We start from the raw sequence: 10,923 nt of genomic DNA, 5'->3' as shown, positions 1-10,923 counted from the left end.
TTACTGAAACTGAGGCGCTAACTGACTGGCATTAAGGCGAAATGCCTCCCTTTTTGTTTGCGGGATAGGCCGTAAAATAACGGACTTAAATTGCTTTTAATTGATTAATTATAAAAGGATTTCTTTGAATTAATAAAAGCAGTTTTCTGGGTGCTCCTGTGGGCTGGCGTCGTTTCGTTTCCCAGCTTTTAACCAGGTCATAACTCACGCCAACGGCGATGGCAAAATCCTGTTGGCGTAACCCTGTTGCTTCGCGGATGGCTTTAACATCAATTTCGCTAAAGGTATGTACATGTTCAGGCTTAGGTGTTTCTTCACCCTTCTCTATACGCACCATTTCTTCTGCACTGGCCAGCAAATCGGCAAATAATTCGTCTTTCATTTTGGCCTCACCACACCGGATAGCGGTGTCCTGATGATTAAAATTCCCATGATTAAATCAGCATATTGGATAAGTGCATTAAAACTCTTTTTTGCTCTTCGGTTAAATCATCCTGTTCATTTTTAGGATAGAGCAAAGCGAGATAGATTCGACCTTTGCGCGTCACGTTGTAATAAATAACCCTAATACCGCTGCGTTTGCCCATACCAGAGCGGCTCCAGCGAATTTTTCTGAATCCACCTGTACCAGCGATAGTATCTCCAGCCTCAGGGTTCTCTATAAGCGTCTCTTGAAAGGCGCGAAACTCATCGTCAGGCAAAAGTAACGGACGGCGTTTACTAAATCCTTGTAGCTCAATAAATGTGAACATAGCGCGTCCTGCGCATGGGGTTGATAGTACAGATTATAGGTGTACGGAGTACATTTTAAAAGATAGACACAATAAAAAACCCCTTATCCTCTCGGATAAGGGGCTATATAACGAATCAAAAATTACAGCTTCGGTCCGGCGCTAACCAGCGCTTCACCTGCAGGGGTATCGGTATATTTCTCGAAGTTCTCGATAAACAGTTTCGCCAGTGCATTGGCTTTTTCCTGCCACTGCTCCGGAGATGCGTAGGTATTACGCGGATCGAGAATGCGAGTGTCCACACCCGGCAGCTCGGTCGGGATAGCCAGGTCAAACATCGGCAGACGGAACGTTTCCGCGTCATCCAGCGAACCGTTCAGGATGGCGTCGATAATCGCACGGGTATCTTTGATAGAGATACGCTTGCCGGTACCGTTCCAGCCGGTGTTAACCAGATACGCCTGTGCACCTGCCGCCTGCATACGTTTCACCAGCACTTCTGCGTACTGCGTTGGGTGCAGAGACAGGAATGCTGCGCCGAAGCAGGCAGAGAAGGTTGGGGTCGGTTCGGTGACGCCGCGTTCGGTACCGGCCAGTTTGGCGGTGAAGCCAGACAGGAAGTGGTACTGCGTTTGGTCTGCTGTCAGGCGAGAAACCGGCGGCAGCACGCCAAATGCGTCGGCAGTCAGGAAGATTACTTTGGTAGCATGGCCCGCTTTTGACACCGGCTTAACGATATTATCGATGTGATAAATCGGGTAGGAAACGCGGGTGTTCTCAGTTTTTGAACCATCATCGAAATCGATGGAACCATCTTCGCGCACGGTGACGTTTTCCAGCAGCGCGTCACGACGGATCGCGTTGTAGATTTCCGGCTCGGCATCTTTAGACAGTTTGATGGTCTTCGCGTAGCAACCGCCTTCGAAGTTAAACACACCGTCGTCATCCCAGCCGTGTTCGTCATCGCCAATCAGGCGACGTTTCGGGTCGGTGGACAGCGTGGTTTTACCGGTGCCGGACAGGCCAAAGAAGACTGCCACATCACCTTTTTCCCCGACGTTAGCCGAGCAGTGCATGGAGGCAATGCCTTTCAGCGGCAGCAGGTAGTTCATTACGGAGAACATACCTTTCTTCATTTCGCCGCCGTACCAGGTGCCACCAATCAACTGGATACGCTCAGTCAGGTTGAAAGCCACGAAGTTTTCTGAGTTCAGACCCTGCTCTTTCCACTGCGGGTTGGTGCATTTAGCGCCGTTCATCACGATGAAATCAGGTTTGAAATCAACCAGCTCTTCGTCGCTTGGGCGGATGAACATGTTTTTGACAAAATGCGCCTGCCAGGCAACTTCGGTAATGAAGCGCACGGAAAGACGGGTATCGGCGTTAGCGCCGCAGAAAGCATCAATGATAAACAGGCGCTTGCCGGAAAGTTGCTGGGTGACTAATCCTTTCAGATGCTGCCAGGTTTCCGGGGAGAGCGGTTTGTTGTCGTTCTTACCTTTACCTTTGTCGGACCACCACAGCGTGTCGCGCGTGGTGTCGTCACGGACAATGTACTTATCCTTTGGCGAACGTCCGGTAAAGATACCGGTATCAACGGCAACGGCGCCCAGATTCGTTAACACACCACGTTCATAACCTTCCAGGTTTGGATCAAGTTCTTCCTGGAAAAGCGTGTCGTAGTCTGGATTGTAAACGATATCCTGAACGTCATTGATACCATAAGCCTTGAGATCTTGCGGGGTTAAACTGTTGTTCACACGCATTTCACTGCTCCTTAGCCAATATGTATTACCTGGAATAGTAAGGTTTTTTAGGGATTGTTAACCGCGACAAGGCTCATAGATTTACGCATCCGGGAAAATCACGGGCGACCGAATGCGCTGCGACTCCTGTCACAAAGAGGCAGATATTATGGCAGGAAACCCTTTTTTGTTGTGGAAAATGTTCTTAAAACGTTAATGGAGAGTGTTTTTGGCGGGAATCTTGTGAGTGTAATCGCATTCACGTAAGAAATGAATGTGGGATATACATAAACAATATCGATTCACTTCCCGTCGTCGTGGTCTGAAATCGCTCTATAAATGCTCAAAATTGTGAAGTTGATGCGATAATTAGCTTTTCCCTTCATTCTGGATACTGACATGGATAGTGCTGAAATTTCACGTACGACGCGTTGGGGCATGATATTCATCGGCCTGTTGCAGGGGACATTATGCTATCTGCTGATGACATATCTGGCGCCCCATAATGAGGGCTGGCTGTTCTATGGCATGCCTGCGACGATTGCGATCACCTCGGCACTTTTGCTTACTGTTGTTTCTTTCAAACAACGCGCGCTGTGGTACTGGATGGCGCTGATCTTTGTTGTGGTGCTGGCGATGAGCGTCTGGCTAAAGTGGCAAGTCGAGGACAGTGATAAGTGGCGGCAACATGAAGTTTTTATGTTCTACGGTTGGCGCTTACTGCTGATGGCGATGCTTGCTTTGCCCTGGATTCAGTACTCGCTTCATGTCTCTCGTGGGCAGGCGCGTTACCCGCATTTTTATCGGCAATTGTGGCTTAATGCGTTGACGTTGCTGATTGTCTTTGTCGCCAACGGTTTGTTCTGGCTGGTGCTCCTGCTATGGAGCGAGATGTTTAAGCTGGTCGGTATTCCCTTCTTCAGCACGCTCTTCTTTGATACCGACTGGTTTGGCTATGTGGCCTTTGGTCTGATTACCGCACTGGCAGTGGTACTGGCCCGAACACAGTCGCGTCTGGTCACGGCGGTACAAAAATTACTGACGTTTATCGCCACCGGTCTGTTACCTCTGGTCGCGCTGTTGGCGCTGATGTTCATACTGACCTTACCCTTCACCGGGCTGGAGGCTATTTCGCAACGCGTGTCTGCGGCCGGGTTGATGTCAACGCTGACGCTGCTCCTGTTGCTGTTGATGGCTATCGTGCGTGAACCGCAAAAAGAGGCGTTACCCTATCCTGGCGCGTTACGCTACCTGATCAAATGCTCTCTGATTGTCGCGCCCATCTATATGCTGATTGCCGGTTGGTCACTGTGGGTGCGAATACAGCAGTACGGTTGGACGCCTGAGCGTTTGTATGGCGTGTTGGTGGTCGTGGTGCTGCTGGTATGGTCGTTTGGCTATCTGGCCAGCATTTTGCGCCGCGGGCGCAATCCGCTTGAGCTTCAGGGGCCGGTCATTCTTGGCGTTTCGTTGCTGGCGTTGGGGCTGTTGGTTCTGCTGTCATCGCCGGTTATTGATGCCTGGCGCATCAGCGTTAACAGCCATATGGGGCTGTATCACAGCGGGAAAATTAAACCGGATCAAGTCAGCCTGTATATGTTGGATCACAGTGGAAAACCGGGGCGCGCAGCGTTGGAAGCATTACAAAAAGATGTGGCGTTTAATCAAGACAGTAAACGCAGACGCGACTTGAATTCTCTGCTGCAAGGGCGCCGGGATCCGGTTAAAGAGCTAACCGCAACACAGTTAGTATCGAAGGTTGTGATGGCTCCGGGGAGCCAGAAGCCAGACGATGCGTTCTGGGCGTTTGTCAAAACACAGGGGTATCGCATCACCTCTTGTGCTGAGCAGAATGCGTGCGTACTGGTGAGTCAGGACCTCAATGCGGATGGTCATCCTGAGCAGGTGTTATATGCCTTTGGCGATGGGGAGAGTCTGGTCTTCGGCATGCAAAAAAACAAATGGGATTTGTTAGCTGTTGCCAGGCTACCTGAAGGATTCACTAAGGATAAATTGCTGCAGGCGGTGGCGAATCAGCAACTGGGCTCAGCCCCCAGAATCTGGCGGGATATCACTATTGATGGCAAAAGACTGCCGATGACCTATTACACCGAGTGAGTGTGTTGCCGACATCGTTTTTGCCGGATGGCAGCGCGAACGTCTTATCAGGCCTACGACAGATTTTCCGTAGGCCTGATAAGCGCCGTGCCATCAGGCAAGACAGTGATTAATGAACCTGTGGATCGGCAGGGGAGGCATTGCTGCGGATCTCAGCAATATCCATGGCGTTAAACAGATAGTGGCTACCGCAGTAATCGCAGTGCATATCGATCTCGCCTTCTTCCGCCAGAATGCTGTCCACTTCTTCGTCCGGCAACGTTTTCAGTGCACCCGCGCAGCGTTCGCGTGAACAGGTGCATTTGAACTCAACGTCCTGCGGATCGTAGAGAGTAACCTCTTCTTCGTGGTACAGGCGCCACAGCACTTCGTTGGCAGGCAGCGTCAGCAGCTCTTCGGCTTTGATGGTTTCGGTCAGGGCTGTCAGGTGATCGAAATCATCTGCCTGCGCGTTTTGCGCCGGCATTACCTGCAGCAGCATTCCGCCAGCAGCGGGTTTGCCATCAACGTCGCCAGTGCGGATGAACAGGCGTGTCGGCAGCTGTTCAGAACGCATGAAGTAATCTTCCAGACACGCTGCCAGCGTGTCACCTTCCAGACCGACCACGCCTTGATAACGCTCGCCTTCTTCCGGGGTAATGGTGATCACCAGGTAACCGTTGCCCACCAGCGTTTTCAGATCGGCATCTTCAGGAATATCACCCTGCATGCGGGCCACGCCGCGCATCTGCTGATTGTTGTTGCCGTTGATGACGGCCAGGCTCAGCGGACCATCACCCTGCAACTGCACAGTGATATCACCGGCAAATTTCAGCGTGGCGGTGAGCAGGCTGGTGGCAACCAGCAGCTCAGCCAGTACGTTTTTGACCGGTTGCGGGTAAGTATGATTTTCGAGGATCTGTTGCAGGGTTTCCGATACGGTCACCAGCTCGCCGCGCACGGCAAAGTTTTCAAACAGATAACGATGTAATTGGTCATGTTGCGGCATAATCATCTCTCTTGCAGGTGACAGTCACTCGCTGTCGCCGTGTTTAAATCGTAACAGATCGCGGCGCTCTTTCTTGTCCGGTCGTCTGTCCGGGTGCGGCATGGTTAACGCGTTAAGTTTACGCGCCAGCGCCATTTTTTCGCGTTTTTCCACGCTTTCCGCGGTTTCTTCATACAGCGTAACGGCTTCCGTTGCCGGGCGACGCTGCTCGGTAATGGCCTTGATAATGACTGTTCGTTCGTCATTTCCCTGGCGAAGGGTGAGGGTGGCGTTCAGCTCGACAATCTTGCTTGGCTTGCTGCGCTGGCCGTTGTAGTGCACCTTACCGCCTTCAACCATTTCGCGGGCTAGCGCACGCGTTTTGTAAAAGCGTGCAGCCCACAGCCATTTATCCAGCCTGACTTCAGCAGAGGGCTTTTCTTTCATGGCGTCTCCTTCACATCAGTGAGGGGATCAGTCGGCGGTAGTCATTCAGTGACGGATGGCGTGCGTACTGTTTTTCGGCGATGCCGGAGTCGGGATTGGTCACGCCGAGGCAGTAACGAATACCGTACAGAGCAGCGGCGTCGAGAATGGGTTCGCTGTCGTCAATAAACAGCGTCTTCTCTGCACTCATTCCCGTTTCTTCAGCCACAGCGTGCCATAACCGCTGATCCTCTTTGGGATAACCAAATGTGTGGGTGGAAAGTAATAAATCAAGGTGTGAGGCCAGACCGGTATGCTCAAGCTTCACCGCCAGATTATGCGGATGCGCGTTGGTGAGCAGAATACGGCGTTTGCCGCTGGCTTTTAAGGCATCAAGAAACGGTACGGTATCTTCGCGCAAAACGGCGCGCGGTCCCTGTTCCGTGGTCATGGCGCAAATATCCAGATCCAGGCACTCGCTCCAGTAATCAAGGCAATACCAGTTTAGCGTATGCTGCACGGCATGATACTGCTGACGAATATAGTCCTGAGCTTCCTGAGGAGAGATACCCTGCTTCGCGCCATAGGTTTCCGGTACCAGTTTTTGCCAGAAATAGTTATCGAATGCCAGGTCGAGCAGCGTGCCGTCCATATCTAACAACACGGTGTCGACATCCTGCCAGGCAATATTGATATGCATGGAAACTCCCCAGAAGAAAACATGATGCGCGACAGGGTAGCATATCCTGTCGCGCGAGCGTGTTATCGAATCAGGCTTTCCGGGTTGTCAATCAGTGTTGGATTCAGACAACTTTCGTAGTAGCTCTGAATTTCCGCGATGCGGTTGCGGTGACGCTGGTAGCGTCTGAATGCCTGTATGCTGTTGTAGATAGCGCATCCGAGCATGGAGAACATCAGCAGCGTCGTGCCAAGGTAGCGCCATAATCCTGAACGATCCGGGATACGGTGCAGTCCAATGTGCTGGGTGCCATTGGCGTCAGTCGAAATATTGGTGACGATCCCCTCCGCGCGAAACGGCGTCTGCATTAGCATCTGTGCCAGGCGCTGGAAGGCGTTCCACTGTTCCTGAGGTGGATAGTCATATAGCGAGGTCGTCGGCCACGGCTGATCGACCAGATCGCTGCCTTCATCACTGATAATCAGGAAACCGCCAGGGGCAGGGCTATTCAGCGCCTGGGCTGCTCGCGCAGTCTCGCGTGAAATAAACGGTGCCGTAGAGGTATTTACCAGATTATCCAGTGACTCTGCGCTTACCGGACGCAGCAGCACGTTCACGCCATCCAGTTTGCCTGCGTTTGCCCGTTTCACCAGCGCGGCCCAGTCTTTACTGTTACCGAGGTTAACCAGCGCATTTTTTAAGCGCACACATTCATCTTTGGCTGCACACAGATCGGCCGTTTTCAGGACAATCTCACCAAAATCGTCCAGTAATACCATGCCGGACTTTTGGATTGCTGAGCGTAGCGATGCGCTGACGCGAGAGTCATCGTCAGGTTTGGGATGCAGTTGACGGCTCACGGCCTGCGTGAGCGCGGTAGCCTTATTCACCAGGTCAGACTCAGGCAGCGGCAATGCGCGCGCGTCATTCCAGATAATTTGCGAGCAATCGAAAGGCATAAACGGCGTGGCAGGCTGCGCATTCCAGCTTCCTTGGGTATGAATGTTACACATACCCGTACCACTCAGGTGCAGCGTGTCACCCACGCGAACGCCCGCGTTTTCGAGCTGTTTAACGCTGGTGGCTTCGATAGTTTGAGCGCCCTTCATCCAGGAGAGCGTGACCTTTATCGGCATATCCAGCGGGATCCAAAACAGCAGCATCAGCAGTACCAGTAACGAGCCGCCTGCGATGACGGCGTTGCGCAGCCAGTGCTGTAACGGGAAGTTTTTCACTTCATCGTGCAGAGATAAAAAACGCCCCTGGCGGGCAACGTGGCGATCGAGATAAATATCGATATCCGTTTGCTGGCCAAGGTCTTGGGCGATGTAAGGTTGCCAGTGAGGTGGGTAGATCAGATCAATAATACCCAGCGAGATATTATTAATTTGTTCCTGGTCGTTTTCGCCAAATAACCCCCAGCGACGTGGCGTACCGCGCAGACAATGAATTTCCCGCAGGGCGCTTTTGGACGGCGGGGCGAACAATCCCCACAGACCCGCAGCTAACAGCAACACCGCGCCACCAACTGCCCACGGAACAAACGTATTCGGGATAACCAAACAGAAAAAGAACAGCAGGAATGAGGCGGTTATCAGTAACGCCTCGCGCAATCCCGAAGGGCGGCTGAGCGCATATTCTTCATGGGTTTCCTGGCGAATATTCAGCAGTTCAATCTGCTCACTTTCTTCACCACGAATGGACGCCTGGGTAGAAGCGGTGTGCTGTAACGCATAACCTCGCGCTTCCTGCATATATTCCTGCAGCGTATGGCCGTTCAACGAGATAACCAGCGGTATCGTATTGGTGTGGATTATCTCAACGCTGTTTTCGTCGTTGATGTATTGTTCCCAGAAAGGGGGAAGATGTACCTCAACGGAATCAAGATAGTAGCGCCATTTGTTAGGATCGTCGGTGGTAATGCCGTAACGTGTAATCGAACGAGTAAGCACGATGACGCTATTACTTTGGGCATTCAACGTTAATGAGACCGGTGCAGCACTGGCTCCTGTGGGACCGGGTACTTGCTGAATTTGACTAAGGCTTTCGAGATAGTTTTCGACTGCGCTGCGTTCTTCAGGTGTGAGTTTACGTTTCGAGGCGTCTGAGAAGACGCTGCTCAAGGGTAAATTTTTCTGCCTGGATTTTGATTTGAGTAGCCATCCTGCAAGCAATGAGCAGGCCAGCAAAGCAGCTAAAAAAATCAGAATGGTGCTCATGCTTTCCCCATCTTACTTAGTCTGTCAGGCGTGGTCAGTCGCACCCTGTTCAATATTCGTGATTCTGTGGTTGGCTATCGGCAAGTGTGGAGTCGAACTTGAGCATCTTTAAGTACAGCCCAGTAAATGCGAATCATAGCAAAATCACCAAAAATGGAATATCAGCAAATTCCTGGAGTTATTTCAACCTATTGACTTTTAATTTGAAATAGGGATTAACTTTTAGTACGTTACATAAATGTAAATAAACGGCAATTCACATTGCCGAAACCGTGCGGTATATCGCACAATAACCCCAGATTTCACAGCAAAGATCCTCACAATGAGCAAATCATTACAGAAACCCACGATTTTGAAAGTGGAAACCATCGCCCAATCCCGGCTGTTTAAGGTCGAAAGCGTGGACCTTGAGTTCAGCAATGGCGTACGCCGCGTTTATGAACGTATGCGTCCATCCACGCGTGAAGCGGTAATGATTGTGCCGATTGTTGACGACCATCTGATCCTTATTCGCGAATACGCGGTCGGGACCGAGTCCTACGAACTGGGTTTTTCCAAGGGATTAATCGATCCTGGCGAAAGCGTGTTTGAGGCGGCGAATCGGGAGCTGAAAGAAGAGGTGGGGTTTGGCGCAAAAGATCTGACGTTTTTAAAGAAACTCAGCATGGCGCCATCTTATTTCTCCAGCAAGATGAACATCGTGGTGGCAGAGGACTTATATCCTGAATCGCTGGAGGGTGATGAACCTGAGCCATTACCGCAGGTGCGCTGGCCGCTGGCGCATTTGATGGACCTGTTGGAAGACCCTGATTTTCACGAAGCGCGTAATGTCAGTGCGCTGTTCCTCGTACGCGAATGGCTGAAAGGGCAGGGACGGCTTTAATTACGATTGCCAACTGATACCTTATCCAGCCTACAAAATTCCGGAAGATCAAATAATTGTACCGAAATTGTAGGCCGGATAAGCGAAGCGCCATCCGGCAATCGATCAGAACAGTTCGTGTGTCTCACCATTATCGATAATGGTTGTCCCCACCTCATGCACCGCCTGTTGCGTCGGCTGAGTGCCTTCAATGAAGTACTCTGCGCGGCTATTGCCACCGCTCGCCAGTTGTCCTGTGCTGCGATCGATATTGACCGTCACGATACCCGGCGGTGGCGTCAGTGGCTGTTCAGGCACACCTTCCAGCACGGATTTCATGTAAGCATCCCATGCAGGCTGCGCACTCTTCGCACCGCCTTCGTAGCCGGAGATTTGGTCTTTGATCGCGCCGGAAGCCGTTGTATGACCAAGGTTGCGGCGATGGTCATCAAAGCCGATCCATACCGACGTTACTACCCCTGGTCCGTAACCGGAGAACCACGCATCTTTAGAGCTGTTGGTAGTCCCGGTTTTCCCGCCGATATCATGACGCTGTAAATCGCGACCTGCGCGCCAACCGGTTCCCATCCAGCCTGGTTCACCAAAGATATTGGTGTTCAGCGCGCTTTTAATCAGGAAGGCCAGCGGCGTGTTGATCACGTGCGGAGCGTACTCTTGTGTTCCGCTTTGCGCGACCAGTGCCTGGTTCGCCTGCTCAAGCTGCGGCATAGGCACGGCGGCATTCTGCTGTTCCTGCGAGACGGCGACATCTTCTACGTTACTGTTTTCCAGCACGTTAGATTTCTGGGTATCGCCGTAAATCACCGGAATATCGCATTCCGGGCAGGCAATTTTTGGCTTCGCTTCGAAGATAACGCCGCCCATATCGCTTTCGATCTTACTGATGAAATACGGATCGACCAGGAAGCCTCCGTTAGACATCACCGCGTAACCGCGCGCCACCTGCAACGGCGTGAACGAAGCCGAACCCAGCGCCAGTGATTCGGTATGCACAATGTTCTGTGCCGGGAAACCGAAACGTTGCAGATACTCTGCCGCGTAATCCACGCCCATGGCGCGCATGGCGCGTACCATCACCACGTTTTTCGACTGACCCAGCCCCTGACGTAAGCGGATAGGACCGGCGTACTGCGGCGGGGAGTTCTTCGGCTGCCA

General features: G+C 51.9%; 10 protein-coding genes. 2 read left to right on the top strand and 8 right to left on the bottom strand.

Features of this window, described 5'->3' with window-relative positions; genetic code table 11:
• Positions 1-85 precede the first annotated feature (85 nt).
• The 3 genes from nadS to pckA form a co-directional block, all read right to left on the bottom strand.
• Positions 86-382 (bottom strand): NadS family protein, encoded by a 297-nt coding sequence (gene nadS, locus FDW94_RS23235; RefSeq protein ID WP_048236945.1) that lies wholly within the window; start codon positions 380-382, stop codon positions 86-88.
• Between the two features lie 52 nt (positions 383-434).
• On the bottom strand, positions 435-752 hold the full coding sequence (locus FDW94_RS23230) for a toxin HigB-2 (protein ID WP_047408175.1): 318 nt from the start codon (positions 750-752) through the stop codon (positions 435-437).
• 122 nt (positions 753-874) lie between these two features.
• On the bottom strand, positions 875-2,497 hold the full coding sequence (gene pckA / locus FDW94_RS23225; RefSeq protein ID WP_003023529.1) for a phosphoenolpyruvate carboxykinase (ATP): 1,623 nt from the start codon (positions 2,495-2,497) through the stop codon (positions 875-877).
• A gap of 378 nt (positions 2,498-2,875) precedes the next feature.
• Between pckA and FDW94_RS23220 the strand changes: the two genes are divergently transcribed.
• On the top strand, positions 2,876-4,594 hold the full coding sequence (locus tag FDW94_RS23220; protein ID WP_137378322.1) for a DUF4153 domain-containing protein: 1,719 nt from the start codon (positions 2,876-2,878) through the stop codon (positions 4,592-4,594).
• Positions 4,595-4,703: 109 nt separating this feature from the next.
• On the opposite strand, the gene hslO is transcribed toward FDW94_RS23220, so the two are convergent.
• From hslO to igaA, 4 genes are all read right to left on the bottom strand, one after another.
• Entirely contained in the window at positions 4,704-5,582 is an 879-nt protein-coding gene (gene hslO / locus FDW94_RS23215; protein WP_003023531.1) for an Hsp33 family molecular chaperone HslO, read from the bottom strand.
• A gap of 24 nt (positions 5,583-5,606) precedes the next feature.
• Positions 5,607-6,008 carry a ribosome-associated heat shock protein Hsp15 gene (gene hslR, locus FDW94_RS23210; protein WP_003837900.1) on the bottom strand — a complete coding sequence of 134 codons (402 nt, stop codon included), beginning with the start codon at positions 6,006-6,008 and terminating at the stop codon, positions 5,607-5,609.
• Positions 6,009-6,018: 10 nt separating this feature from the next.
• Entirely contained in the window at positions 6,019-6,687 is a 669-nt protein-coding gene (gene yrfG / locus FDW94_RS23205) for a GMP/IMP nucleotidase (RefSeq protein WP_003023533.1), read from the bottom strand.
• A gap of 62 nt (positions 6,688-6,749) precedes the next feature.
• The gene (gene igaA / locus FDW94_RS23200; RefSeq protein WP_137378321.1) at positions 6,750-8,885 is read right to left on the bottom strand and encodes an intracellular growth attenuator protein IgaA; all 2,136 of its coding nucleotides are present in this window, start codon (positions 8,883-8,885) and stop codon (positions 6,750-6,752) included.
• A gap of 322 nt (positions 8,886-9,207) precedes the next feature.
• On the opposite strand from igaA, the gene nudE reads away from it, so the two are divergent.
• The gene (gene nudE / locus FDW94_RS23195) at positions 9,208-9,768 is read left to right on the top strand and encodes an ADP compounds hydrolase NudE (RefSeq protein WP_048236942.1); all 561 of its coding nucleotides are present in this window, start codon (positions 9,208-9,210) and stop codon (positions 9,766-9,768) included.
• 105 nt (positions 9,769-9,873) lie between these two features.
• On the opposite strand, the gene FDW94_RS23190 is transcribed toward nudE, so the two are convergent.
• A partial coding sequence (locus FDW94_RS23190; RefSeq protein WP_249358693.1) for a penicillin-binding transpeptidase domain-containing protein occupies positions 9,874-10,923 on the bottom strand: 1,050 nt, incomplete at its 5' end.

The sequence above is a fragment of the Citrobacter sp. wls757 genome (assembly GCF_005280935.1).
Taxonomy (GTDB): domain Bacteria; phylum Pseudomonadota; class Gammaproteobacteria; order Enterobacterales; family Enterobacteriaceae; genus Citrobacter; species Citrobacter portucalensis.
The sequence above is the reverse complement of the archived record's forward strand: the minus strand, read 5'-3'. Positions and strand labels throughout refer to the sequence as shown.